The organism is Nostoc sp. DSM 114161 (genome assembly GCF_052692665.1).
In genome coordinates, this window is the sequence record NZ_CP195141.1 from 5,582,867 (window position 1) to 5,609,560 (window position 26,694).

At 41.5% G+C, this 26,694-nt stretch carries 21 protein-coding genes and 5 pseudogenes; 8 read left to right on the forward strand and 18 right to left on the reverse strand.

From position 1 onward, the window contains the following. Nucleotides 1–188: 188 nt before the first annotated feature. Together NSTC745_RS23675 and NSTC745_RS23680 are read left to right on the forward strand one after the other, a co-directional pair. Nucleotides 189–2,411, forward strand: a pseudogene (locus tag NSTC745_RS23675) (NHLP family bacteriocin export ABC transporter peptidase/permease/ATPase subunit); the annotation flags it as partial. Nucleotides 2,412–2,540: 129 nt separating this feature from the next. Continuing rightward, entirely contained in the window at nucleotides 2,541–5,501 is a 2,961-nt protein-coding gene (locus NSTC745_RS23680) for an NHLP bacteriocin export ABC transporter permease/ATPase subunit (RefSeq protein WP_445638670.1), read from the forward strand. 191 nt (nucleotides 5,502–5,692) lie between these two features. Here the strand turns inward: NSTC745_RS23680 and NSTC745_RS23685 are convergent. Beyond that, a pseudogene (locus NSTC745_RS23685) lies at nucleotides 5,693–5,944 on the reverse strand (IS5/IS1182 family transposase); the annotation flags it as partial. Between the two features lie 225 nt (nucleotides 5,945–6,169). Next, a complete protein-coding gene (locus tag NSTC745_RS23690) occupies nucleotides 6,170–6,550 on the reverse strand; it encodes a hypothetical protein (protein WP_445633145.1) in 381 nt (126 codons plus the stop codon). A 654-nt stretch (nucleotides 6,551–7,204) separates the two neighbouring features. On the opposite strand from NSTC745_RS23690, the gene NSTC745_RS23695 reads away from it, so the two are divergent. Continuing rightward, a complete protein-coding gene (locus NSTC745_RS23695; protein ID WP_445633146.1) occupies nucleotides 7,205–9,493 on the forward strand; it encodes an FUSC family protein in 2,289 nt (762 codons plus the stop codon). Here NSTC745_RS23695 and NSTC745_RS23700 read toward each other — a convergent pair. Both NSTC745_RS23700 and NSTC745_RS23705 read right to left on the reverse strand, forming a co-directional pair. After that, nucleotides 9,459–9,785 carry a hypothetical protein gene (locus NSTC745_RS23700; RefSeq protein WP_445638671.1) on the reverse strand — a complete coding sequence of 109 codons (327 nt, stop codon included), beginning with the start codon at nucleotides 9,783–9,785 and terminating at the stop codon, nucleotides 9,459–9,461. The genes NSTC745_RS23695 and NSTC745_RS23700 overlap by 35 nt on opposite strands. A 159-nt stretch (nucleotides 9,786–9,944) precedes the next feature. Next, nucleotides 9,945–10,850 carry an amino acid ABC transporter substrate-binding protein gene (locus NSTC745_RS23705; protein ID WP_445633147.1) on the reverse strand — a complete coding sequence of 302 codons (906 nt, stop codon included), beginning with the start codon at nucleotides 10,848–10,850 and terminating at the stop codon, nucleotides 9,945–9,947. Nucleotides 10,851–11,059: 209 nt separating this feature from the next. Between NSTC745_RS23705 and NSTC745_RS23710 the strand changes: the two genes are divergently transcribed. Beyond that, nucleotides 11,060–11,977 (forward strand): ABC transporter ATP-binding protein, encoded by a 918-nt coding sequence (locus tag NSTC745_RS23710; RefSeq protein WP_445633148.1) that lies wholly within the window; start codon nucleotides 11,060–11,062, stop codon nucleotides 11,975–11,977. 76 nt (nucleotides 11,978–12,053) lie between these two features. Here the strand turns inward: NSTC745_RS23710 and NSTC745_RS23715 are convergent, their stop codons facing one another. From NSTC745_RS23715 to NSTC745_RS23750, 8 genes and pseudogenes are all read right to left on the reverse strand, one after another. After that, nucleotides 12,054–12,503: a hydrogenase maturation protease gene (locus NSTC745_RS23715; protein ID WP_445633149.1), complete on the reverse strand. Its 450-nt coding sequence runs from the start codon at nucleotides 12,501–12,503 to the stop codon at nucleotides 12,054–12,056. Nucleotides 12,504–12,921: 418 nt separating this feature from the next. Continuing rightward, entirely contained in the window at nucleotides 12,922–13,584 is a 663-nt protein-coding gene (locus tag NSTC745_RS23720; RefSeq protein ID WP_445633150.1) for a tetratricopeptide repeat protein, read from the reverse strand. A gap of 224 nt (nucleotides 13,585–13,808) precedes the next feature. Then, the gene (locus tag NSTC745_RS23725) at nucleotides 13,809–14,669 is read right to left on the reverse strand and encodes a sulfurtransferase (protein ID WP_445633151.1); all 861 of its coding nucleotides are present in this window, start codon (nucleotides 14,667–14,669) and stop codon (nucleotides 13,809–13,811) included. Between the two features lie 232 nt (nucleotides 14,670–14,901). Further along, nucleotides 14,902–15,354, reverse strand: coding sequence for a hypothetical protein (locus NSTC745_RS23730; RefSeq protein ID WP_445633152.1), 453 nt, complete (start codon nucleotides 15,352–15,354; stop codon nucleotides 14,902–14,904). A 128-nt stretch (nucleotides 15,355–15,482) separates the two neighbouring features. After that, nucleotides 15,483–15,620, reverse strand: a pseudogene (locus NSTC745_RS23735) (oxidoreductase); the annotation flags it as partial. After that, the gene (gene hoxU, locus NSTC745_RS23740) at nucleotides 15,608–16,330 is read right to left on the reverse strand and encodes a bidirectional hydrogenase complex protein HoxU (protein WP_445633153.1); all 723 of its coding nucleotides are present in this window, start codon (nucleotides 16,328–16,330) and stop codon (nucleotides 15,608–15,610) included. The pseudogene NSTC745_RS23735 and the gene hoxU, both read right to left, overlap by 13 nt. Before the next feature lie 34 nt (nucleotides 16,331–16,364). Further along, nucleotides 16,365–16,877 (reverse strand): DUF6920 family protein, encoded by a 513-nt coding sequence (locus tag NSTC745_RS23745; protein WP_445633154.1) that lies wholly within the window; start codon nucleotides 16,875–16,877, stop codon nucleotides 16,365–16,367. Between the two features lie 9 nt (nucleotides 16,878–16,886). Continuing rightward, a pseudogene (locus NSTC745_RS23750) lies at nucleotides 16,887–17,201 on the reverse strand (NADH-ubiquinone oxidoreductase-F iron-sulfur binding region domain-containing protein); the annotation flags it as partial. A gap of 264 nt (nucleotides 17,202–17,465) precedes the next feature. Between NSTC745_RS23750 and NSTC745_RS23755 the strand changes: the two are divergent. Both NSTC745_RS23755 and NSTC745_RS23760 read left to right on the forward strand, forming a co-directional pair. After that, nucleotides 17,466–18,029: pseudogene (locus NSTC745_RS23755) on the forward strand (transposase). After that, a complete protein-coding gene (locus NSTC745_RS23760) occupies nucleotides 18,016–18,177 on the forward strand; it encodes a hypothetical protein (RefSeq protein WP_445633155.1) in 162 nt (53 codons plus the stop codon). The pseudogene NSTC745_RS23755 and the gene NSTC745_RS23760 overlap by 14 nt, the downstream one beginning before the upstream one ends. A 231-nt stretch (nucleotides 18,178–18,408) precedes the next feature. Here NSTC745_RS23760 and NSTC745_RS23765 read toward each other — a convergent pair whose 3' ends face one another. The 6 genes from NSTC745_RS23765 to NSTC745_RS23790 form a co-directional block, all read right to left on the reverse strand. Beyond that, nucleotides 18,409–19,005: an SMI1/KNR4 family protein gene (locus NSTC745_RS23765; protein WP_445633156.1), complete on the reverse strand. Its 597-nt coding sequence runs from the start codon at nucleotides 19,003–19,005 to the stop codon at nucleotides 18,409–18,411. A 161-nt stretch (nucleotides 19,006–19,166) separates the two neighbouring features. Further along, nucleotides 19,167–19,601: a hypothetical protein gene (locus NSTC745_RS23770; protein WP_445633157.1), complete on the reverse strand. Its 435-nt coding sequence runs from the start codon at nucleotides 19,599–19,601 to the stop codon at nucleotides 19,167–19,169. 11 nt (nucleotides 19,602–19,612) lie between these two features. Further along, nucleotides 19,613–20,365, reverse strand: coding sequence for a DevA family ABC transporter ATP-binding protein (locus NSTC745_RS23775; RefSeq protein WP_445633158.1), 753 nt, complete (start codon nucleotides 20,363–20,365; stop codon nucleotides 19,613–19,615). A gap of 190 nt (nucleotides 20,366–20,555) precedes the next feature. Further along, on the reverse strand, nucleotides 20,556–21,716 hold the full coding sequence (gene devC, locus NSTC745_RS23780; RefSeq protein ID WP_445633159.1) for an ABC transporter permease DevC: 1,161 nt from the start codon (nucleotides 21,714–21,716) through the stop codon (nucleotides 20,556–20,558). 165 nt (nucleotides 21,717–21,881) lie between these two features. After that, entirely contained in the window at nucleotides 21,882–23,171 is a 1,290-nt protein-coding gene (locus NSTC745_RS23785) for an HlyD family efflux transporter periplasmic adaptor subunit (protein ID WP_445633160.1), read from the reverse strand. 185 nt (nucleotides 23,172–23,356) lie between these two features. Continuing rightward, nucleotides 23,357–23,929, reverse strand: a complete 573-nt coding sequence (locus tag NSTC745_RS23790) for a TetR/AcrR family transcriptional regulator (protein WP_445633161.1) — start codon at nucleotides 23,927–23,929, stop codon at nucleotides 23,357–23,359. 814 nt (nucleotides 23,930–24,743) lie between these two features. On the opposite strand from NSTC745_RS23790, the gene NSTC745_RS23795 reads away from it, so the two are divergent. Both NSTC745_RS23795 and NSTC745_RS23800 read left to right on the forward strand, forming a co-directional pair. After that, nucleotides 24,744–25,097, forward strand: a complete 354-nt coding sequence (locus NSTC745_RS23795) for a hypothetical protein (protein ID WP_445633162.1) — start codon at nucleotides 24,744–24,746, stop codon at nucleotides 25,095–25,097. Between the two features lie 170 nt (nucleotides 25,098–25,267). Continuing rightward, nucleotides 25,268–26,620 carry a histidine phosphatase family protein gene (locus NSTC745_RS23800; RefSeq protein ID WP_445633163.1) on the forward strand — a complete coding sequence of 451 codons (1,353 nt, stop codon included), beginning with the start codon at nucleotides 25,268–25,270 and terminating at the stop codon, nucleotides 26,618–26,620. Nucleotides 26,621–26,694: the final 74 nt, after the last annotated feature.

Genomic DNA, 26,694 nt, shown 5'->3' on the forward strand with positions numbered 1-26,694 from the left:
GGAGGGAAAGATGAAACTTCTGCCTTGTGCCTCCTGCCTTGTGCCTTGTGCCTCCTAACAACTGACTCCTTATTTAAAAAAATATTTTTATGTTCTGGCGAAATTTGCAAAATATATTAGAGCGATGCCTGCGGTGGGTAAAGCCGACGCGTAAATACAAACGATGTCGCACTCCGACTCTGCTGCAAATGGAGGTAGTAGAATGCGGTGCTGCTGCTTTGGGAATTATTCTGGGTTATTACAATCGCATTGTCCCACTGACGGAATTGAGGCAAGCCTGCGGCGTTTCGCGGGATGGAGTTAGTGCCTTAAATATCTTGAAGGCTGCCAGAAAATATCAACTTACCGCTAAAAGCTTTAAAACCAACTTAACTGGTTTATTACAGTTAAAATCTCCCTATATTGTATTTTGGAACTTTAACCATTTTTTAGTAGTAGAGGGATTCGATAAACAGCGAGTTTATCTTAATGACCCCGCTACTGGACGGCGCACCGTCTCCTTAGAAGAATTCAGCGGTGCTTACACTGGTGTGGTGCTATTTCTAGAGCCTAGTCCAGAATTTCAAACCGGAGGACGCAAGCCCAGCACAATCTTAGCTTTGTGGTCGCGGTTGCGAGGTTCTCTTGGCGCATTACTTTACTGCGTGCTGGCAGGATTTTTGTTAGTCATTCCTGGGCTGGCAATACCCGCATTTTCACAGGTATTTGTAGACAACATATTAATTGAGCGTCGTTATGAGTGGTTGCGTCCGCTAATTTTAGGCATAATCTTCACAGCCGGACTCAGTGGATTTTTGACGCTGCTACAGTTGCAGTTTTTACGTCAAATGAAAATTAAGTTGTCCGTGGGCATGAAGAGTCGGTATTTGTGGCACATTTTACGCCTACCCGTTAGTTTTTACGATCAGCGTTATGCTGGGGAAATCAGTAGCCGGATGCAACTCAACGAGAGCATCGCCGACATGCTTTCGGGTGAGTTAGCAACTACGGTAATTGCGGCAGCATCAATATTTCTATATGTAATAGTGATGTTGCAATATGATGTTGTACTAACTTTAATTGCGATCGCCTTTGTCATTATCAACCTTGCCGCCTTGCAGTGGGTGAGAGGGCGACGGGTAGATGCCAATATCAAACTCATCCAAGAACAGGGAAAAGTTCGCGGCGTAGAAATTTCTGGTCTTCAAAGTATGGAGACGCTAAAAGCATCCGGCTTAGAGTCAGATTTCTTCTCGCGGTGGGGGGGTCACTATGCCAAAGCCATCAACACCCAGCAAGAATTAGAAGAAACAAACCAGACAATAGGTGTTTTACCATCTTTTTTGTCAGCGATCGCTTCCATGCTACTTTTAGCTGTGGGCGGTTTGCGAGTTATGGATGGAGCCTTAAGCATCGGTATGTTAATAGCCTTTCTCGGGATGATGCAAAGATTTTTCGCTCCAGTAAATAATCTCATCAGCTTGGGAAGCGAACTCCAAGAAATGGAAGGTAATCTCAATCGCCTCGATGATGTCTTGCGTAACCCTATTGACCGGCAGTTGCAGGAAAGAGGCAGGGGGGCAGAGGAGCAGGGGGGCAGGGGGGCAGAAGAGGGGGAAAGGGAAAAGGGTAAAGGGAAAGAGACGGATCTCCTCCTTTCCCCTTTTCCCCTTTCCCTTTCCCCAGCGCAGCCATCCGCCTACCCCCTGCCCAAACTCCAGGGGTATGTTGAATTACGCAATGTGACATTTGGCTATAGTCAAATTGCACCGCCGTTGATTGAAAATTTTAATCTTACGCTCAAGCCAGGGCAGCGAGTTGCTTTGGTGGGTGGGAGTGGTTCTGGTAAGTCTACTGTTGCCAAACTTTTATGTGGGCTTTACGAACCGTGGCAGGGAGAAATTCTATTTGACGGCAAACCTAGAGAGCAAATTTATCGTCAGGTACTAGCCAATTCTATTTCTGTTGTAGAGCAAGAAATTTTGTTATTTGCTGGCAGTGTTAGAGACAACTTGACGCTTTGGGATACTACCATACCTGACACTCATCTCGTCCGAGCCTGTCAAGACGCAGTGCTTCACGATGTCATCCTTTCACTGCCTGGAGGCTATCATGCTGACCTTTTAGAAGGTGCTACCAATTTAAGTGGCGGTCAAAGGCAACGTTTAGAAATTGCGCGAGCTTTGGTGAATAATCCCAGTATCCTGATAATGGATGAAGCCACCAGCGCTCTAGATGCCGAAACAGAAAAGAACGTCAATCGTAATCTGCGGTTGCGCGGTTGTACTTGCATCATCGTGGCGCATCGACTCTCGACCATCCGAGATTGTGATGAAATTATTGTCCTCGATCGCGGCAAGATAGTCCAACGGGGAAGTCACGAAAAATTGCGGCAAGTTGAGGGGCCGTACTTACAACTAATTCGCAGTGAAGAAGCAGAGGAGGAGGGGAGCAGGGGAGCAGGGGAGCGGGGGAGCAGGGGAGCAGGGGAGCAGGGGAGCAGGGGAGCAGGGGAGCAGGGGAGCAAGGGAGCAGGGGAAGAAATTACTCCCTTGTCTCCCTTGTCCCCCTCATCACCCTCATCCCTCTTATCCTTCTCAAACCTTAAAGGACAACACCATCGTTTTCAATGCAATGAATCGCTACTGCTAGACGATCCTGAGTCAATTTGGTTAGTGAAATCTGGTTACTTGGCGCTATTTGCGATCGCAGTTAATAATGGCGTTCCCGAAGGTACCCGTCGCTATTTATTTAGCAGCACACCAGGACAGGCGATGTTTGCGATCGCGCCAAGTAACATCGGCAAACAGCAAGATATTTTGGCAGTATCCCTAGAGGAAACAGAAATTCTCAAAATATCGAGAACTGACTTTAACCAGTTGTTTGCTGAGGCTAATCGAGAAGTAATAACTCTGATAGAACGCTGGATTTCTCAATTTGGTTCGGTACTTGCTGGTATTACTACGCCAATAACACCAACATCGCTGCCAGAAATCGGCCACTTATCCTTAGTCAAAGACCAAATCTTCCAGCCGCATCAAATAGTATGGGTGGAAATTCTCCAAGGACGTGCTAGATGGATGGGATTTGACGATCTGCCGTTCACTTGTGCCTGTGGAATGTTGCCTTTAGCTGCAAATATGTGGTTACAAGCAAATAACACTTTAGAATTGCAAAGTATTAACACCGCAGACATCAAAGATATCAATTCTTTGTTAGATGGTTTGTCCGAACTACAAACCTACTTCCTCCAGTGCGTTAATATGCTCCAACAGCAGGAAATGGATGCAGAATTGCTCAGATTTCAAGCTAGGGAACGTCTTGAGAGCCAAGTGATGCAAGAGACGTTAGCAGAATTAGCATCTGTCTTGCCACAGCCAAAGTCAAACAAGCTAACTAATATAGGATTTAGTACTAGTCTTGATGCAACCGATCCAGACCAAGCCTTACTAATTGCTGCTGGTGCTGTGGGACGAGCATTAGGAATTAAGATTTGTCCGCCAGCTGCCTCAGAAGATTTATCAAGAGTACAAGATCCTGTAGAAGCGATCGCCAGGGCTTCCCGCATCCGCGTGCGACGAGTTCAGTTGCGGGACAACTGGTGGCAAAAAGATTGCGGCGCAATGTTGGCATTTACACTTGCCGATAAATTGCCAGTGGCACTATTACCAGTGTCTGATACCAGTTACGAACTCTACGTTCCTGGGAAAAAAACGCCTATCCCTGTCGATGCCAACATAGCAGCAGCCCTAGTTAAGACTGCCTACGCATTCTATCGACCCTTACCCGATAAAAAGCTGAAAACTTTTGATTTACTTCAGTTTGCCCTCCAAGGACATTACAAAGAACTAATTTTAGTTTTTGTAATGGGAATAACTATCAGCCTGTTAGGAATGCTGACACCGCAAGCTACAGCTATTCTCATCGATAAAGCTATCCCAGATGCGAATCGAGGGTTATTGAGCCAAATTGCTCTTGCTTTGGTGGCTGCTGCCTTTGGCGGAACGCTATTTCAACTCGCCCTTGGATTTGCCACCATTAGGCTGGAAACTTTTGCCGATTCCTCTACCCAAGGGGCAGTGTGGGATCGATTATTAAACTTGAAGGCTTCGTTTTTTCGCTCTTTCTCAGTTGGAGACTTGGATTCTAGAGTTACAGCTATTAGTCAAATTCGCCATAAGCTGGGTAACACTGTTTTGAAAACAATCTTTTCCAGTTTGTTTTCGTTGCTAAATCTAGGATTGTTATTTTACTACAATGTCTCCTTAGCTCTCATAGCTTGTGTAGTAGCACTAGTAAACATTGCCGTTACCATCATCTCTGGCGTTCTGATTGTCCGTAAAGTTCGCCCATTACTAGAACTACAAGGACAAATCTTTGGCGTCATGGTGCAGTTAATTAATGGAGTTGCCAAACTCCGAGTTGCCAAAGCTGAAGCCCGCGCCTTTGGCTACTGGGGTAAACAGTATACGCATCAACTGAAACTTATGCTGAGTACCCAAGGCATTGAAGATAGCGTGGTAGTAATCAATCAAATATTACCTGCAATCACCACTGCTGCCGTGTTCTGGTTTGCTACTAGCTTAATTGTGCAGTCCCAACAAACTCCTGGAGGAGGTGGTTTATCCACTGGCACTTTTTTAGCATTCAATGTTGCTTTTGGTACTTTTATTAACGGAGCCACTAGCCTCAGCAGCACAGTTGTGGAAGTTTTGCAAGTCTTACCCTTGTGGCAACGCGCCCAACCAATTTTACAAGCTGAACCAGAAATTAGTTCCGCTCAGGCAGATCCGGGTAGGCTATCGGGCAAATTAGTTGTAGATCGGGTAACTTTCCGCTATCGTGACGACGGCCCTTTGACGCTGGATAATGTCAACATCAGTGCTGAACCAGGAGAATTTATTGCCATTGTCGGGCCTTCTGGCAGCGGGAAATCAACTTTATTGAGGTTACTTTTGGGGTTTGAATTCCCGAAATCTGGCACAATTTACTACGACGGGCAAGACTTAGCTTCTTTGGATGTCCATGCTGTGCGCCGTCAATTAGGCGTGGTATTGCAAAATAGTCGCTTAATGTCAGCTTCAATTTTTGAAAATATTGCCAGTGGAGCCTTGGTGACAATGGACGAAGCTTGGGAAGCGGCTCAGATGGCGGGTTTTGCGGATGACATTGCCGCGATGCCGATGCAGATGCATACAATCGTCAGCGAGGGAGGTAGTAATCTCTCCGGCGGACAACGACAGCGGTTGTTGATTGCTAGGGCGTTGGTATTGAAACCGAGAATTTTGCTGTTTGATGAAGCTACTAGCGCTTTAGATAACAGAACTCAGGCAATTGTCAGTGAAAGCTTACAAAAGCTAAAGGTGACTAGAGTGGCGATCGCTCATCGCCTCAGTACCATTCAAAACGCCGATCGCATTTACGTCCTCGCAGGTGGCAAACTAGTGCAGCAAGGCAGTTTCGCCGAACTAGCAAATCAACCAGGGCTATTTGCACAACTCATGTTGCGACAAATGCTTTAATGCACATAATAATAGCTATTTGATTTCTTGATTGCAGCGATACTGATGGCTGTCTACTTCCAAAAAATGAGCCGAATCAACCAAATGCATGAGGATGTATTTTATCTAGACAGAGATTTTCTCACTGCATTGATGCGGCTTTGTTGCATGAAAGAAAAAAAAGACACACCAATTTGCTATTAGAACAGAAGTTAGTTTTCTACTTTGTAACTGTCTGGCTTGCCCAAGTGGATCGTGCGATTAAGCGCGGCACATTGTAGGAACAACTCAACAGCCTGATTGTCAAAAAAGCGTCTTCTCAACTTACCGCCAAAGATGGTTTTGAGGCGAAAGATAGCAGTTTCGGACAAAGAACGGCGATGATAACCAGACTCTTGTTTCCATTGCTTGCGTCCCACTTGGTTACAGTAGCGCAGGTTTTCATCTCTAGGATGCGGGTGTGCTATCTCGTGTGAGTTTTGTTGAGAAAGATCCAGGTAATGGATAGGGTAAGGGGAGGGGGTTCTTATTTTCGATTTATGCAAGAGGTCTATTATTCTGAGAATTAGAATGAGCGATTAACCTACAACTCTAGATTTTTGCGTTAATACTAAACTTTTAACTTAATAAAGCACCAGCTAAATCCGCGAAATCAAAAAGTTTTAAATTTTTTAATTTTTGATTGATGCTTAAATTCCATAATCTTTTTTTGGTGCCAGTCCTAAGTAGTAGCGCAAAAATTCTAGAAAATTATGCGGTATCGGTCTAGGATAATCAGAAAATTCGCCGCTAATAACAATAAACCCAATAATAAAAGTAATTATCACTCCTAATATACCCATCCCTACTGATGCACGTTTTTTCATTCTGACACGCTGTGCCAAATTGGACATTATGTATCCACTGATGGTAAATAAAATGAGCATTACAGGTGCGACAAAGAAAATCAGACTAAACGAATTAGCTGATGCATTGATGCCAATCTCGTAGTAATTCCAGTAAGCAGCCATTAGATGAATAAAGAAAAGTGTTGTTGGGATAGAAATAACACTATAAAAGCATAAACCCATAAATAAACAGCCTTTGAAAATGTTTGAAAAGTTGGGAGTTGAGTGAAAAAAAGCTCTCAGGGCATAAGCTGTACGAACGTCAGAATACTACTATGAGAGTATGAGTAAACCATACTCTAGTAACCCCATTAATGACCAATAGGAATTGCTATAAGCCAATACGGTTCAGTTAACGGTATTTAGCTCCGGAAGATCCCCCCAACCCCCCTTAAAAAGGGGGGCTTAGTTCCCTCCTTTTTAAGGAGGGTTAGGGAGGATCGAGTCTTAACTGAACTGTATTGTGCTATAAGCTTTAATTCCAAGGAGTTTGGTATAAAAATTGATTTTTCGCCACTCTTTAAATACCTTTTAAGTTAATACGCTTGGTGTTAAGGTTAAAACTCTTTGTCTTTTAACGAACCGCCATCGCGCAGCGTCTCGTTAGAGAAGGGCGCCAAGGACGCAGAGAGAAGAAAGAAATGCTTAACTCAACTGTATTGTCCTTTAAGGAACGTCAGCTAACTGAAGCAGGACTGACGCAAAGTCATGAACCGCAAAGGACGCATGATTAAGTTTATCTATGGGGATTTGATATTATATTTGTTTTCCACGTAGTTAGATGTAGGTAAAATGCTCTAATAGACGATCGCTTTGTTATAGTCCCTAGCCTAAATAATGTCATTTACAGATAAACGCTCTGTGGGTTGGTTGTTACAGCAATTTCAACTCAAGCCAGGTAAACCCGACATTTTTGCTGGATTACGTAGCCTTTTGATACTGGGCGTACCCATTGGAGTCGGAATTGTTACTGGTCATGCTGCTACAAGTGCGATCGCCACTATGGCCGCTTGGTTTGTTGGTATGGTAAATGTTGAGGGCACTTACCGCCAAAAAGCGATGGCAATGAGCGCTGCAACCATTGGGGTAACTGTGGTATTCTTGATTGCAAGTCTGGTTAGCAGTCATTTGTGGTTAGCTATCCCAGCGACATTTTTGGTAATATTTATTGCAGGTTTAGCAAGTCTCTACGGCAACGTCGCTGCATCTGTCAGCTTAGTAACTTCAATTATGTTTGTCATCGCCCTTGCTAGATTTGCTTCATTCTCTAATTTTTCTACTCTTATCCAACATTGTGCGCTTTGTTTGACTGGCGGAATATGGACAACTGTTTTATCGTCACTGCTGTGGGTGGTGCGTCCTGATGCACCTGTCAAGCAAGTAGTCGCTAGGTGTTATGATTCGCTGAGTAAATTTGTAGATTTGGCAAAGGAGAGGGCATTAAATCCACAGGATTTGCAAGAGTGGACGCAACGATTTTTGCAAGCTCAGGATATCGTCACTCAAGATTTGACATTTGCCCGTAGTGTTTGGACAGCGATGTGGACTAGGCAAAGAGGTGCTAATCTGCGGGGGAATTACTTGTTGATGTTAATTGAGGATGTAAATCAAATCCTTAATTCTGTTGTCGCATTGAGTGAATTGTTAGCGATCGCATCCACAGGCCAACTATATTCTCAGCTGCAAAGAGAAATTGAGCAAGCGATCGAACAGTTGGTAATTGCTGTGCAAATGTTATCGCGAGGAATTGCCAAAGAAAAAAACTTAGTTCGTTTGGGAGATTTAGACCGGACAATTGAAGCACTAGAACATCAATGGCAAGTTATTCGCGCTCAAGTCCTCAATCAAACCGTAAATGTTCAAACAGATGAATATGCCGAACTACTCAACCTAAAAAAGATTACAGCCAGTTTGACAAACCTGGCACAGCAAATTCATATTGATGCAGAAATTATTGCAGATTTCAAACAGGGTAAACAGCGCCCCATTTCTCAGCGAAAAATTGCTCCTCCAACTCAGTCAGAGAATTCTACAATTATTGATACACTGCGAAATAACTTCACTTTTGATTCAGTTTTGTTTCGTCACGCGTTGCGTTTAGCACTGGTGACAACGGTTGCTGAATTGCTTGCCTCAGTATTGCAATTACCTAGAGGTTATTGGATAACGCTAACAGCTTTAGTTGCACTCAAACCGAACTTTGGCGGAACTTCCGAGACAACGGTGCAAAGAGTAATCGGTACTATTTTGGGGGGAATTATTGGTATAGGTGTAATTTTATTAGTTAAGAATCAGTTGGCTAATGGAGTTTGTTTTTTGCTGCTGGTGTTTACTGCCATGTCAGTGCGATCGTTGAGCTATAGCATATTTACTATACTGCTAACTCCCGCCATCATCTTATTGCTCAACCTGATTAGTGCAGGTGACTGGAAAATTGGAATATTGCGTATCGTTGATAGTTTGGCTGGCGGTGTCTTAGCACTGCTTGGCAGTTATTTGCTTTTTCCCCGTTGGGAACGACAGCAACTTCCGGCACAACTAGAAAAGACAATTCGAGCAAATCTCGCTTACTTTCAGCAGGTAATAGCTAACTATCTTCATCCAAAACGCGGTACATTTACTGATTCTATTAATACACTACGTCATCAAGCAGCACTGGAAAACGCCAACGCTACCGCCGCCGCTCAAAGATTGTTCAGCGAACCTCGCCATGTCCAGGGAGAAATCGAACCTGTAATAACGTTGATGGTATACATTCGGAGCTTTTTCAGTTCAGTAACAACTCTGGCAGAACACATGCGCGAATTTAGCGGCGAGTACCAATTTACTGAACTCAACCGCCTGACTGATACGATTATTCAAGTTTTGGAAAACTTAGCAGATGCGCTGCAACAAAGGCAGCCACCCCAAAAGTTACCACCACTAGATAACTATCTCGAAACAATTCACGGTCAAATTCAACAATTACATACTGTCAGATTATCAGAGATTGCCACAAATCCGAACGCTTTAACTACTCCTACATTACAAGCGGTTCGAGAACAAACTCCTTTATCGATAGAACTGGAGAGAATTGTTAATGAAGTTAAAGTTATACATTGTGTAATTGCGCGGATGCAAGATTGAAGAAATCGGCTTTTTCAAACTGAATGTAAAAAACCTGGCTTTGAAAGCCTTTGTAAAGGGGGCTAAAGAGGATCGATGCAATTGAATTGTGACCCGATGCAATTGAGTTGTCACCCGATGCAATTGAGTTGTCACCCGATGCAATTGAGTTGTCACTCGATGCAATTGAGTTGTCACTCGATGCAATTGAATTGTGACCCGATGCAATTAAGTTGTCACCCGATGCAATTAAGTTGTCACCCGATGCAATTAAGTTGTCACCCGATGCAATTGAATTGTAACTCGATACAATTCAATCGTGACCTAATATTACCTGTGCTTCTCTGTTCCCTGTATGATAAATATTAGACCTCTTGCATAAATAATTTTTTATCTCACGCAGAGGCGCAGAGGCGCAGAGAGAGAACGCAAAGAAGGACTTTTGCAAGAGGTCTATTCAAGCAGAGGCATATTATAGTTCGCTTTTCGGAATTTCTTCGCGAAATTCTATGACCAATTTCATAGTTTCCACTACCAAATCGCGTAAATCGCGATTGAGTGCTACAGTGCCTTGAGATCCAAACGAACGGTCAAAAATAGCGACATATCGAGGATCGCCATTGACGAATCCTTGCATGAACTTGACCAGAGAATAGTTGACTGTATCCAAGAATTTCGAGTTATTTTCTGGTACCATGCAAGCGATACCTTCTTGTGAATAGGGGCGATCGGGTACGATCGCAAAAGCATCTGGATTTTTTTGCTGTTGCAGCCATCCCTCCAAAATAATGCTATCGGATGAGAAAGCATCAATAGTACCTTTTTGTAATGCTGTGTATCCCTCCGTTCTAGTTTTAAAATATACCAGTTTAGCTTTAGGTTGTATGCGAGCGATCGCCTGTTCGTTTGTGGTTCCAGGTAACACACCAATTCGCTTATCAATCAAGGATTCAGGAGAACCTAGATTACTTCCTTTGTTAACTAATAATTGAGTTCCAGTCGCACCGTAGCTTACAGAAAAGTCTACTTTTTTATCTCGCTCCCATGTAAAACTACTAGCATCACACACAATATCAACTTGTTGATTAACTATTTTAGGAATCCGTTCAGAGGGGCTAAGACCAACTAATTGCAGTTTAATTTTTTTTCGGAGATTTTTTTCTAATTGCTCTTTAATCAGAGTTAGCATATCTACAGAATAGCCATTTAACTTTTCTTGACTATCCACATAGGCAAAAGGTAGCGCATCTTTACTAGTACCAGCTGTTAATACTCCTGTTCTGGCTACTTTTTGCATTACAGTCTCAGCAGCTACCACATTAGGCACGAGCATTGCAAACATGAGACTTAAAATAGGAATAGCAATTTTTTGAGACATCAGCTTTAAGAGTAGGTCGTTTTTTTAGAAATCAAATTTGATTTATATGTTAAGTTCAAAAAGTTATCATTATCGAGTATATAGTAAGGTTATACAGTAACTATTCTTTACATTAGCTTTCTTTTGCAGGCTGGGGAGAGTGAAATCAGCAATTCTATTCCAAATCTTTTTTGATAATCTCAATCTATGCAGTCTAAATTAATGTTGATATGCTAATAATCCAAAATTTAAATAAGTCTTATAAGCTGAGGAAAGTTTTACAAAATTTAAATTTACATATTGATTCAGGAGAAATTTATGGCTTACTCGGTGCTAATGGTGCGGGTAAAACGACCACTATTAATATTATTTGTAATTTACTTAAACCTGATAGCGGTAATGTGATAATTAATAATCAGCCTATTTCTCAAGCAACCAAAAAAATTCTTGGAATTGCACCCCAAGAAAATTTACTATATAAAACTTTAACTTGTGAAGAAAATCTCAAGTTTTTTGCTGATATTTATGGTTTAGATCGGAAAACGCGCCAAAAACAGATAAAAAAAACTCTGGCGGCTGTAAATTTATTAGACAGAGCAAAAAGTCCGGTAGAAACTCTCAGTGGGGGAATGCAACGACGATTAAATATTGCAGTAGCTTTGGTACATCAGCCAAAGTTGGTAATCCTTGATGAGCCAACTACCGGATTAGATATTGAGTCGCGATATGAGATTTGGGAGTTGATTCGACAACTCAAAAATCAGGGAGTTACGATTCTACTGACAACTCATTTATTAGATGAAGCGGAGCGTCTTTGCCAGAGAATTGGAATTTTGAAAGATGGTCAAATTTTGGCTGAAGGTAGTTTAACGCAATTACGTAAATTAATTCCAGCTTCTGAAATTATAGCGGTGCAAACTCCAGAAGAAGAACTAGCGATCGCCCGTGCCGAAGAATACGGTTTTACACCCCGACGTTATGGTGATGAGTTAACTTTTTGGTTACCAGAACCGCTAGAATTAAAAGAAATTATTTCCCGGTTTGAAGGCATCCATATTAATGCGATCGCACGTCAGCCTGTGCAGTTGGAGCATATATATATAGAACTAACATCAAGTTCGGCTAATCATCGAACAAGGCAAAATTAAAAAATTAAAGAAAACAGGGAAATAAAGGCGCTAAAACCATGTTACCTGCGATGGCAAGTAAACATTCAGGAAAATTTTAAAGAAGTACGTTCAAATTTTCGTCTACAATTTGTGTAATTTTTTGTAAAGCGATCGCCACTCCAGTTTCAGCAATGGATGATAAACTCTGTCCTAATTCAAAGTTTACTCCTGGTACTTTAATCCACCAAGACCGCGGACAATAACCGTAGATTGCTTTAGTCAGAGCTAAAAGCGATCGCGGATCGCCCATGTGTCCGGCGATAATCTTGAAAGATGCAGGTGAAAGTGGTTCTACTTGTATTTGGGAACTTTGGGAAGCGAAACAAGCATCAATGAAGATTGCCAAATCAGCATGGGCTAAACGTTCAGCAAGTTCGGGGGTGAGTTGGTGGACAGCAAGAGATTGCACATTAGATAGGTGCAACGCCTTAGCTACTCGTTGACCAATGCCATCATCACTACGCAACTCATTACCGTAACCAATAGCTATTACATTGCAATTCATAATTTTTAGCTTTCTAAGACTAGTTTCAAGTTATGGAAAAAACTTGAAGAACTTGTGAAGAAGTGTTAAATTCACAAATTCTCTACTGGTTAATAACAGCTAAGGGCTTTTCAAACAACCTGTTATCAGATTTAACTAAATTTTTATACATACACATTTTCCGTAGGTGCGGACAGTTGTCGCCCCTTGAAAACTAGTGGTCTATCGCATTAATTTTGCAGGTTTAATAAACGTAGACGCATTAGCGAAGCGGTAGCGATGAAGGAGCGTCAGCGGCTTGCCGCAGGCTACCGCAAAGGACGCAAAGAGGAGGCAGCGACGGGTACGTAGGGGGTTTCCCCCATGAGCGACTGCCGTCGCAAAGAAAGAAAAATTAAGAAGAAGTTCACCCCTCAGAATTAATGTGACAGACCACTAGTTAGGAATTTAGTTGTGATAATTCAGTTCTGACTTTCTCCAGCATTTCTTGATACATCGGATCTTGTAAACCACTTCCGAAAACTCCACTTAAATATTGCTGTAAGAGGTTTTCTGCTATTTTATAATCTGCGATCGCTCTTTGTTTATTTCCTAAATCACGATACATATTTCCTCTGAAAGAGTATGCTTCGGCAGAAGAAGGACTTTCACTAATTACTTGAGTCCAATCAGCAATTGCGTTATACTTTTCGCGTAACTTTTCATAAGCCCTTGCCCTGTTCCAGTATGCAGGACTACTAAAGCCGAATCTACCTCTATTTTGTCTAATTACTTCGCTATGGTCTGCCACTGCTGCTTGATAATTCCCAAGGTTATAATAAGCATTGGCACGATGATAGTAGGCTTTTTCAGCTTTAGGATTTAGCCGAATTGCCTTGGTGAAAGAAGAAACCGCAGCGAGTGAGTCTTTTTTGCAGTCTTCTTGAAAGTGCCCCATAGCTATGAAGTCGTCTATTGTATTCAGCTGTTTTGGCATAATAGTTTGGCACTCACTAGAAGCATTAGAAGCTGGTATTTGTGCAACTAATGGTAGGGAAAAACCTAATAACAAAATAGATGATGCATAAGCTAATAAAGAAGGTCTAAAAAAAGCAAAATTCATCACTATCAAATCCAGAATTATTTTCGTTAAGTAGGAATAGTGTTTACATATTGCATTTTCCACGAGAGTGACTGCATTATGTCAACAATAATATTATAATATTATCAAAAGAACCTTAGGTAATTTTAGATACTCGCTTTCAAATCAAGTCTGCGATCGCCCTGAGCAAATGCACCTTAAATCAAGTCGCTAACTAAGACGCAATTGTAGTATTAATCCGAAGCTTAGACGCTTATGACTGTGTTATCAACAGGTAATGAAAAATCACGAGACCATTCATTCCAAGAGCCAAAATAATTTCTAGCAGAAATTCCTGCCTGTTCTAGGGCTATTAATGCATTAGCGGCCCTGGAACCTTTAAAGCAGTAAATATACACAACGGACTCAGAGGTAATACCTAAAGACTGACAAATGTCTCGGATTTCATCTGGCGATCGCAACATAGGAATTTCCGACTCAGAATTCATTAAACGATGCCATTCTAACCATACAGCATTAGGAATTCTACCTTTGCGAGGGCAGAAATCAGGATTGTAGGGAGAAGAACTCAGCCCAATCCATTCATCGCGATCGCGTACATCTAATTTAATAATTGCTGGATTATCAATTGCTTGCAACATTTCGGCAGTAGTTACCATTATGTCAGCGTTGGGATGCAATCTAAAGATGCTGCTTTCACGCTTGGGGACTTCATCGGTAGTGGGTAATCCTGCTTTGAGCCATGCTCTATATCCTCCGTGTAAAATAGATACCTGAGTGCAACCCAAATACTTCAGTAAAAAAGCTGCTCGACAAGATTGACCGTAACCTCTATTTAGAGCATCTTCATAAACAATTAAGTGTTCTGTACCAGATATTCCTACCCTACTCATAATTTCTGCAAAATATTCTTGCAATTCCTTTAAACCTGCTGGTGAAGAATCCTCTAAAAGATAGGTAAAAAAATCTCTAATATTTATAGATTGGGGAATATGAGAAATACCATAATCTTCTTGAATTCGCGTATCGATAATGACAGTTTGTGAGGATTTTTCTGCTAAGAGCGACGTGAGTTCTTGAGGAGAAATGAGGAGTTTTGTGTTCACGCTTTCATCTTCTGTTATTCTACCATTAGGCATTATCGCCCTTAGCAGATTTGCATTGTGAAATGCAAATCACAGAAGAATGGAAGTTAAATGTTATAAGAGAACTTTTCAAGTGAGAATTCCGAACTCACAAGTAGGAATATTTTGATACCACAGTCTAATAATTAATTTGAATTACATCTTGGGCAGAGCGTAGCCGAAGCCCGATTTGTAGTAGGGGTGCACAGCTATGCTAAAAATGCGATCGCTCTAATTTTTTTTGTGATTCCTTTGTTGTATTATGCAATCGCATCCATTTAAAAGCAGTAATGTTTAGTAATAAACCTACAAGGAATAAAAATACCATTAAGGCTATTTGATACCAGAGAATTGGCTGGACAAATAAATCTAAAATTAAATGTAATAAGTTCATGATGGTGTAAAAGATGGTTACACCAAAATGAACCATTCGATAACGCTTTGAACCAGTAAAAGCACTGGCAATTATTCCTACCATTGGGATTGCAAAAAAGCCCAACATCAACCACATAATTGCAGAAATATCATTAATATTTCTAGCTTTTTGAGATTCGACAACAGATAAGCCGTGAAAAAGCGGCATTAAACCTAGTTGTGTATGAAACAGCGTTCCTAATAAAAACACTGTCCAAAGAGCAATGATTCTTTCCTGATAATTAACTGCCATAAGCATAATTTGGGGGTTGTGAATTGGGGACTGGGAAGATGGAGGGCAAAATTCCTAACTCTTAACTCAACACTCCCAATTCGCCAGTCCCCTTTACCTTAGATAAAGAATCTGAGTAACTTGTGAAGTTAACCAAACTTGATAAATTCACGTCCTTGTAGCAGTGGTTTTTCTCCTCTTAACAATGGTTCTAATACTGCTTTAATCCGAGTTGCATTAGGTGGACAGCCTGGTAAATAAATATCAACTGGTATTACTGTATGAACAGCCATTGGTGTTTCTCCCTCGCTGTAACCAAAAAATCAAGTTTGGCGCGATTGCGTTTCATTTCACCGATGCTAGAACCTTTGTCAAAAAGCGCACCTGTAGGGCAAGCATTGACACATTTACCGCAGGATGTACAAGTATCTGAGGTTCCCCAAGGTTGATTCAAATCAGTGATGACATGGGAATTTGTGCCTCTACCCGCCATGTCCCAAGTGTGCGCTCCTTCAATTTCGTCGCAAACACGCACACAGCGAGTGCAAAGAACACAACGGTTATGGTCAACACCGAAGCGCTCGTGAGAAAAATCGACTTTGCGATTAGGATATTGATAATGCAACCGCACACGATCCATACCAATTTCAACTGCTAAATCTTGCAATTCACAATTACCATTAGCAACGCACACCGAGCAAATGTGATTGCCTTCAGCAAATAGCATTTCGATAATTGTGCGACGATATTTTTGCAGGCGATCGCTATTTGTTTGCATTTCCATACCTTCAGCAACTTTCGTCACACACGCAGGTTGCAGTTTATTAGTGCCTGCAATTTCCACCAAACAAAGCCGACGAGCTCCCACATCTCCAACTCCTTGCAAATGACACAAAGTCGGAATATGAATTCCTGCCTCTTGCGCTGCTTGCAAAATAGTTTCCTCCTCACGATCGCTAATTAATTGTTCATTAACTGTTAAAGTTTTGACTACCATTTCCGCCTCACTTTTATTACTTCTTTTGAGTTACTCAACGAAACTCTGCTTGCTCAATCTTTGCTCGAAAGAACTCAAAATAATTCTCTGTCCCAAATTGCCATCCTGCCCCGACTTGGGAGGGAATTGTATAGCTGTTAAATGTTTTTTCTGCTGTAAATTCTCCACCAAAGGGAATGTAAGTATGAGTATTATCTTCAGTACGTTTTCCCCAACGCAGGAAGTAAATCTTCAGCGCTGAGATAATCTGTTTTGCTCGCATTGGTATCCAAGGTTGCTCCTGCGCCATGCGAAAACTGCCACTCATTTCCAAGCTGACAGAGGAAGCCAAAGGAGTTCCCAGTGCAATGCTATGCAAAAAGTAGCGCTGCACGGGAAGAGGTAATCCCGCAACCATATCTTCGGTGAAGCGATCGCTTGTTGGCGTTACTTCGAGCGATCGCCAAATTCTATCTACTTCTTGTTCGTTCTTTATCTTAATGATGACTAAAGCGATAAATGCGATCGCCAGCAATACACCAATGGTGAGGAAAATTTTGGTAAACATCTGGTTCACCTATTTAGATATGGCAGTTTCTTGAATTAAAGCTAAATACTCATCGCGGAAATAACGCAATGTACTAAATACTGGATTGGGTGCAGATTGACCAAGACCGCACAAACTAGTATGTTTCACCATATCGCATAGTTCTTCTAACAGTTCTAAGTCAGCTAAAGATGCCTTACCTTCACTAATCTTGGTTAACAATTTATGTAACTGCACCGTTCCTACCCGACAGGGAATGCATTTACCGCAAGATTCATCCATGCAAAATTCCATGAAGAAGCGGGCAACATCCACCATGTTGGTAGTTTCATCCATGACAATCATGTTAACGATGATAAAAGAACAATTTGAGAAACTTGTGAGGGCGCAGGCAGATAAAGACGCAAAGACACAGGGAAATATTTCAAAGGTAAAAAATCGCCTTTTTCAAACTGAATACGTAATACCCAAGTAAAATGCTCACAACTTCCTCAGATTTTTGGCTTAACCTCAAGATGTAGCTAAAACAACGTGAGTTCGACGGGTGGAAAAAGGTACAAAAAAAAGCTGAGACTGGAATAAGAAGAAAAATTCAAGGGTGTCTCAGCTATGTCCACAATTGTATCTCGCCTAGATGTAACCCAGATTTTCTGTGACGTAGATGATTTGTGTTCGTCATGGGAGAGGATGTGGGAACAAATACCGCAGGTACCATCAATGACTGGAGAGCGTCGCAGTACTTCCCGGATGCATCTATCGGAGGTGATGACGATTGCGAACGCCTTTCATGGTTCTGGCTACCGGACATTCAAAGAGTTTTATACGCTGCATGTATTACCAGGTTGGCATAACGCCTTTCCAAATCTGGTGAGCTACACAAGATTTGTGGAATTGATGCCTTAGAGCTTGATGTTACTGTGCTGCTTTTTAAACACATTAACAGGTGAGATTACTGGGATTAGTTTCATCGATTCCACACCAATAAATGTCTGCCATAATTGCCGTGCACATTCTCATAGAGTATTTGAGGGATTAGTTGGATGGGGAAAAAATTCCGTTGGTTGGCATTATGGGTTCAAGCTACATTTAATTTTTGCCCTAAAAACTTGCCTGCCCTACCTCCTGCCCTTTTTTAGTTCATCGAACTCACGTTTATTTAATGCGTATTTGTGACGATCGTCATTTTTGGTACTTGGCAACTGAAACTCTCCAAAAAATAGGTATTGGTAATAATAATGCTATTGCCACATTAATTGAACTACTACCAACACTTAAAAGTGTTGATTATTGGGATGCCGTTAAGACGTTAGGAGAAATTTGAGTGGGAAATTTCGCTGCAATTCCTGTTATTACAGAAATCCTTTTTACCTGCCAAGATGATAATCATCGGCATTTTTTGAGTGGTTTATTGGAAAAAATGGCAGTAAATCAATCCTAATAAATAATCGGTTCCAGAATATTTTAAGTTATTGAATATCATATCTCTGTAATTTTAATTATTTGCGATTTTACTACTATTCAGATATTCCATTTTATTGAATATCCCAATTTATCAAATAAATTCTGGATCGTTGAATATTTCCTTCATCATTTCACCAAATGACCGATAACGCTGTGCGCCAAATGAAGCAGTTGAAAAACTACAAAACCAAGCTTCCCATTCACCATCTATTGCAACGATCTGAGGATTCAGTAAAAATATCATACCCATATCTTCACTGCTTATTTCCAATGCTGTTTGTAGATACTCTGGTCGGGATATGACATCATATTGCTTATCGCCATAAACAAAATACTCTTCATCTGTTAATGGTGATTCAGACCAAGTTTCCATTAATTCATCTACCCAATCTTGGTGGTCAGGAGCATACCATACAATATCTTCAGTTCCACAAAATTCTAGACGATATTCTGATAGAGAACGCAACCCATTAGAAGCTTTTAGAAACTCCCGGTAAGAAGGTGGAAAAGTTACATTTAAACGAGCTTCAGTAGCAACTATTTCCTCCTCAGTTGCACCAGGATAACCTAAGTAGCCAGATTTGCGAATTTCTGGGGATAAATCTTCTTCATCATAATCTTCAAGAAATATTTCTATTCGCTTTTGACTCCATTTTCTAATACGGTTTTCCCAGTGAGTTTTTTTCATTCTTTGTAATCTTTAATGTTGTAATAGATTTTGGGTAAAATTAAGATAAATCAATATTTTTCACATTTTTATTAATGCACTATTTTAATCCGATCGCGCCAGTAAGTGCCGCAAAAGATGTGCAACTTAAATAGACCACAACTTACATCATCTCTACTGCTTCAGTTACGAAAATAAGTAATCTTCAGCATTAACGCTGCTACAAGTAATAGCCAAAATATCGGCAATCCAAAGTAGATTCCTGCGTAAATGGCGTTAGTGGTGCGTGTCTTGATAGGCTCGACAGAAAGCCAAAGATTCATTATTGCAATATTAATTACTCCAAGAATAAAGTGTAAAACTAACACGAAAATTGTCAAAGAAATCGCAGAGACAGGTTGTAAGTTTAGGTATTGCCCCCAAGCGTTCGCCACTAGAAACAGAGTGCTAGCAAGACCCAGCCAGCGTATGCCTGCAACAGGAAAAAAGATAATAGCTGCTTCATTGGCCTTCATTCCTGGATGTGTAAATGGGGACATAGGCAATGACCAAAAAAATAGTAAAGCGGTACTGGCAAGTGAAGTAAACCAGGAACCCCAGAAAAAAGCTTGGTTCATGAACTTTATACCTATTTAAGTGTTATAGGGGTATCTATGCTATCAGTTTTCAGCTGACCATCTTCCATATAAATGATGCGATCGGCAATATCGAGAATGCGGTTGTCATGGGTAACTAGCAAAATCGTACAGCCTTGCTCTTTGGCTAACTTCTGCATTAATTCCACGACATCGCGTCCGGACTTTTTATCAAGTGCAGCAGTGGGTTCATCTGCTAAAACAATCTTAGGATGGCTGACTAAAGCACGAGCGATCGCCACACGTTGTTTTTGCCCTCCAGACAGTTTTTCTGGATAGTAATCTACCCGATCTCCTAAACCGACTGTTTCCAAAATGGCGATCGCTTTAGCATCGATATCCTGATTCAGAAAATCTTCATGCAATTCCAGAGACATTCGCACATTTTCTTTCGCTGTCAAAAAAGTCATCAAATTATGCGCCTGAAAAATATAGCCAATATTACGACGCAGCTTCGTTAACTTCTGCTTTTTGGCACCGCGAATTTCCTCTCCTAAGATTTTGAGACTACCATCTTGGGCAGAACGCAAGCCACCCATTAGCGTTAACAAAGTGGTTTTTCCCGATCCTGAGGGGCCAGTCATGATGACGATTTCCCCGGCATTAATCTCCAAATTAATATCGAATAATACTTGTTTGCGAAGGCCACCTTCACCAAAATAGTGGTTGAGGTTAGCCACAGAAATCACAGGTTCTGAAGCAGAAAATATCGAATTGGAATTTAGTGGTAAAGATTTTTGCAACATAATATTTTATAGAAAATAGGGAATAGGGCATTGGGCACTTGTACTGAGCGTAGCCGTTGGCGCAGCCTCTCGTAGAGAAGTATGGGGCATTGGGCATGGGGCTTTCGAGGAAGTGTGGGACGTGTGGGAGGATGAGGAAGAAATCTTTCCCCCCACACTCCCCCATCTCCCCCAATCCCCAGTCCCAAAACTAAAATACATCAGCAGGATCGGCAGATCGCAGCTTTCGCATAGCGATCGCCCCAGAGAAAGTACACATGATTAAGGTCAAAATCCAGACGGAAATTGCTCGTTCGAGCTTCATAAAAAGAGGCAGCATCGTCGCAGTGTAAGCAAGTTGATATAAGCCAGTAGACAGAATTAATCCAGGAATGAAACCTAAAATGGCTAAAAACAATGCTTCTTGAAATAACACTCTTAAGAGATAGCCATCAGTGTATCCCATTGCTTTGAGTGTGGCATATTCTGGCAAATGGTCAGAAACATCTGAATAAAGGATTTGGTAGACAATAACAATACCAACAATGAATCCGACTGCCGTACCTAAACCGAAAATGAAACCAATGGCAGTACCGGCTTCCCAGTATTTTTTCTCGATTTGGGCAAATTCTTCTGGGGTCAGGACTTTGACATCTTTAGGTAGTGCTGCGGCAAGTTGCGATTGCACTTTCTGGGGATCGGCACCTTGTTTGAGAGTGATTAATCCCACTGTGATGCGATCGGGTTTACTGTCTGGGAATAGTTGCCCAAAGGTGGAGTCACTGGTGATGACATTACCATCGGCAGCAAAGGAAGCACCATCAGTAAACAAACCCTTAACGGAGACAAGTTTATCGTTCAGTTCTGTTTCAAACTTGCCTGTTTTATTAAAAATATCGGCAACTGTTCCGTATTCCGGACGCCCAGCTTGGTCAAATAGAACTTGATACAACTGTTTGAGGTGGTGCTGATTTTGTTTGATTTCGGCAGATTTGAAGGCGGGTTGTGTAGGATCGATACCCCAAACTAAAATGGTGCGATCGAGACGTGTTTCTGAATTTCGCCACTGTGCGCTGCCGATGTAAACAGAATTCACCGATCGAACGCCGTTAAAACCCAATGTTTGGTACAGCCGCTCTCTGGGAAAATTTTTCACCGAGAACAGAGTTTGAAATTGGGGATTAATTAAAACTAAATCCGCCTGTAAATTGCGATGGGGTTTGATGGCTGCATCAAACAGCGCACTTTCAAATCCTAACTGAATGAACATCAGTAAATCGGCAAAAGTAATACCTGCCACCGCAACAGCCAGACGCGTTTTTTCTTTCATCAACTGCCGCCATGCTAGGGGCGTTTTACGAAACAGTTTCATAATTGGGGATTGGGTATGGGATATGGGGCATAAGAAGAGGACAAGAGGAAAGGGAAAAGGGTATGGTTCGACAAGCTCACCAACCGGGCAAAAGGGGAAAGATTAAATTTATTCCTTTTCCCTTTTCCCTTTAACCTTTTCCCCTGCCCAATGCTCCATGCCCTTTTACAATTCAATAGCTGTCTGTACTTGTAAGTTGGTGAAACCTGCAACTTTCTTGCTCTCTTTGGGATTGAGGCGAATTTTCACTTCAATGACTCGGCGATCGAGGTTTTCACCAGGCTGGTTGCTAAAAACGTTTTGTCTAATGACTTGGCGGCCAATTTGAGCAACGGTTCCTCGCAGTTCTCCGATAAATGCCTGTCCTGTAATCACTGCCTGTTGTCCTAGTTTCACTTTAGCGATGTCGCTTTGATAGACTTCTGCTACTGCCATCATTTGGTCGTTTGGCGCTAACTCTGCAATGCCAGACTCACTAATTTTTTCTCCGACTCGCGTGTGAATTTTGATGATCTGTCCGGCCATCGGTGCTTTGATGTAAGCTCCAGCTAACTCGGTTTCGGCATGTTTGAGTGTGGCGATCGCATTTTCAACTTCTGTTTTGGCAGCGACGACATCGACATCTCGAACTTCTGCAATACTGGTGAGTGTGGCTTTGGCTTCGCTGACTTGTTTGTTACCTGTGGCGTTGGTGCGGGCGAGTGCTGCTTTAGCTTCGGCCAGTTGTTTGCTTGCGGTGGTGTTAATTCGGTTGAGAACTGCTTTGGCTTCGTCTACTTGCTGTTTGGCAGTTTCTACAGTAAGGTTTTTACTGTCATATAAAGAATTAGAAACTGCTCCTTGGGAATATAACTGCTGATAGCGTTGATATTCAGCTTCGGCATTTTTCAGTTCTGCCTCTAGTTTCTTAATGGTTGCTTCTTGGGCGATTTTGTCTCCTTCCCATTGTGCTTCGATGCGGGCGATCGCTTCCTGTTGCGCTGTGATATCGCCCTCTGATTGGGCTTGCAGGCGTTCAACGCTTGCCTGTTGGGCTTTGATTTCTCCTACTTTGGCTCCAGCTTGGACTTGAGCGAGTTTAGCTTGGGCGACTTTGACTTGTTTTTGCGCTTGTTGGACGGCTGCTTGCAAGCGATCGCGGGCGTCTAAAATTGCGATGGTTTGTCCGGCTTGAGCGCGATCGCCTTCTTTGACTAAAATTTGGGCAACGCGATCGCCATCCAAAGCCAAGGGCGCAAACAAGCTAATTACCTCGGCTTCTGGTTCTAATCGCCCCAGGGCGGTCACTTTTTGAGTCTCTGGTGTAGTTTCTAGTGACTCAGATGAGGCAGTTTTATTAACTTGTCCAAATTGAGAAATTCCATAAAATACAATTCCACCTGTAATCGCAGTAGCCGTAATTACTAATGCAATTAACCCTTTATTTCCGGTTTTTAACGATACGTTTTTAACCATCTCTTTTGTTTTCATAAAATTTGTCTTTACCAGACAATTTGGGTTTTTATGTTTTGCAAAAAATTGGATCGCCGATTTACAGCAGTCTCAAATTTCCAGACAGTTTTGGATTAATTACACGAATAAATCCTGGAAGTTATACATCAAATAATCATTGGTATTAATCACCAATTAATTTCAGATGATTAATTGTAATGCGGCAAATATGCCGTCAGCATTTTACCTAATAAGGCACATTGTTCAATAAAATCGACTCTTTCATCCCCCCATAGCTTCTCCAGAATTAAACCATTGACAAAACTCAATACAAAGGAAGCTAGCACTGGATCTTGAACGCCCAAAAAATCAAAAACAGCCTGCTGATACTGCTTATTAGTATGCTTAAAAACACTATTGCTCTGTATACTATTAGCATCTTGATGCTGGCAAAAATCAATCCAAATATAAGTCCACTTCACAAAATAATCTTCATTGTTCGCTAGGTATCTTCCTAGTGCCTCCATTGCCTCTTGTAGCGTTTGCGCTCCTTCCAATTCAGCTAAAGCCGCACTTACATCTTGCTCGCATATCTCTTGGGCTAGTTGCTCAAATAAACTTTGTTTGCTGGGAAAATAGTGGTATAACGTCCCCGTGGAAACCCCTAATCCTTCAGCAATCTGGCGCATAGTAATCGAGCCATAACCTTTTTCGGCAAATAAATCAAAGCACTTTTCGAGCAGTTCTTTACGATACTGCTCGCGGTCAACAATTTTAGGCATGGCTCAATTTATTTATATCGAACGGTCGTTATATTTTATATAACCAAATCGATCGCCCCTATGTCAAGATATGGCTGATTGATTTAAATCGAACATCGATTACAGTTTAATCTAGTTTCGTATTACATGTAATACTAGTCGCTATTTTTGTCCTCACTTATGCAGACAAGCAAGAATTATATTAATTTTTTTTATATGGTATTCCAATTCGATCCATAAACCGTAAAAGGCAAGAGGCAATAGGTAAGAAGTCTCTTTAGTCAGCACTCGGTAGATAGTTGTTAACAAAAAGGGTTTGGAGGAATCTGGCGTTGCTGATTTTATGTATGAAAACAATTGTGCATAATATCAAAATCCTGTAGAGACTAGCAATTGCAACGTCTCTACATCTGGATTCATACCACAATTCAGTAACGCCAGGAATCTTAAGCGCTACTTGTCCTACGAAAATTTCTATAATCCAGCCATGAATAATATTTTTTGGTCAAGAAATATTGTCTAATTTGCAATATCGATTAAATATACAAAACTCGTATTTGATTGCGGTAAAAAATTACCTATAACTTGAAGAGGCTTATTGCCTATTGCCTATTGCCTCTTGCCTGCTGATAGCGCTTCTTGAACCACGCAAATAATTTCAGAAATCCAAGGCAAAATTACAGTATTTTATATGTTGATTTTACGTAACATAGAATTGACAGCCTAGGTATATACGGAATACAATCATTATTGTTAAGGCTAAAGATAGAGTAAATTATTTTAATTTACCCAAAAAATAAAGACAAGCAATATAAAAATAATTTGGATAAAACAAATGAACGCCAAAATTATTGCTTTCTTGGGAATTACGGCTGCCTTTTTAAGCTTAGGAAGCCAAGTATACGCGCAGTCGTCACCATCAAGCCAAAATCTCCAACAATACACAATAAATGGAGATTCTTTAGTTGGGATTGATAACAGAACTGCCGAAGATGACTTTAGAAGCTTTTTTGAGCAAACTAATCCATCAAGCATTTCCAACAATAATCGAAGAGACAATAAAACTCGGACTCAAATACGCTTTAACGAATCATTATCACTGCCAGATACTTCGGTTTTTCTAACACCTGCTCAGTCTGGAAACGATAATGATGGATTGCAAGTACAGTTAGATCTAGGCGGAAAATAGTTAAGTTTTATACTTAACTATCTACTTATCGTAATTTGTCAGCTAGCAACAACTAATGACCAATGACCAATGACCAATGACTAATTTTAATAATCCGCTTTCCCTAGTAGATAATTGTGCAATCATTTTGCAGTAAAATTAGTCGTCTAGATACAGGAGGGCTTTTTGCGATGACTCGTGTCATCATAGTACGTCATGGTCAAAGCGGTTATAACACCGAGCGGCGTATCCAAGGGCGAACTGATGCGTCAACATTAACCGAAAAAGGTGGTAACGATGCCAGTAAAGCAGGCAAAGCCCTCAGTAATCTTTCATTTAATGCGATTTACAGCAGTCCGCTGCAACGAGCCAAACATACAGCAGACATTATTCATAGTGAGTTAGCTTCTGTTGGTGGACAGTCTGCGTTAGTGCAGGTTTCTGATTTGCTCTTAGAAATTGATTTGCCTTTGTGGGAAGGAATGCTCACAGCCCAAGTCAAGCAGGAGTTAGCCGAAGACTACCGCACTTGGCACGAACGACCCCACGAACTGCGGATGCTGCTCAATGATGCACGAGGAACAAGAGAACATTTTCCGGTTCTGGCTTTATACGAACAAGCGCGGCAATTCTGGCAAGAAATTTTGTCCCAGCATCAAGGCGAAACCGTTCTCATAGTGGGACATAACGGTATTAATCGCGCCCTGATTAGCACAGCATTAGGAATTCCCCCAAGTCGTTACCATTCAATACAGCAATCCAACTGTGGTATCAGCGTCCTAAATTTTGCTGGGGGATTAGGGGAACCAGTACAGCTAGAATCTTTGAATCAGACGCAACACACTGGAGAGATTTTACCCACCTTGCGACCGGAACATCAAGGAGTCAGGTTGCTACTAGTGCGTCATGGGGAAACAGAGTGGAATCGCCAAACCAGATTTCAAGGGCAAATTGATGTTCCCCTCAACGATAACGGCAGACTACAGTCGCAAAAAGCAGGCGAATTTCTCCAAAAAGTAGCGATCGATTATGCTGTGAGTAGCCCAATGCTACGTCCTAAAGAAACAGCAGAAATTATCTTAAAACAGCATCCTAGCGTTCAGTTGGAATTACAAAGTGGTTTAAGAGAAATCAGCCACGGACTTTGGGAAGGAAAATTAGAAACAGAAATAGAGCAAGAATTTCCCGGAGAGTTACAGCGGTGGCGGTTAATCCCAGCCGAAGTTCAAATGCCTGAAGGGGAAAATTTGCAGCAGGTATGGGAACGTAGCGTTGCAGCTTGGGAATCAATTGTGCAGACAGCCTTAACTAACCAAGTGAAAACCGTCTTAGTAGTAGCCCACGATGCTACGAATAAAACCTTGCTTTGTCACATTCTCGGTTTACCTTTAGAAAATTTCTGGAACTTTCGCCAGGGGAATGGTGCTGTTAGTGTTATTGATTATCCTTCTGGATTAGATGGTTTACCAGTACTGCAAGCAATGAACATCACCGCTCACTTGGGTGGAGGCGTATTAGATAAAACAGCAGCCGGGGCGTTGTAGGAGTGCTGAGTTAATAGTTAGGAGTGAGGAGTTAAGAGTTAGGAGTTAGAAATAAGTTGGGAGTAAACAATCAA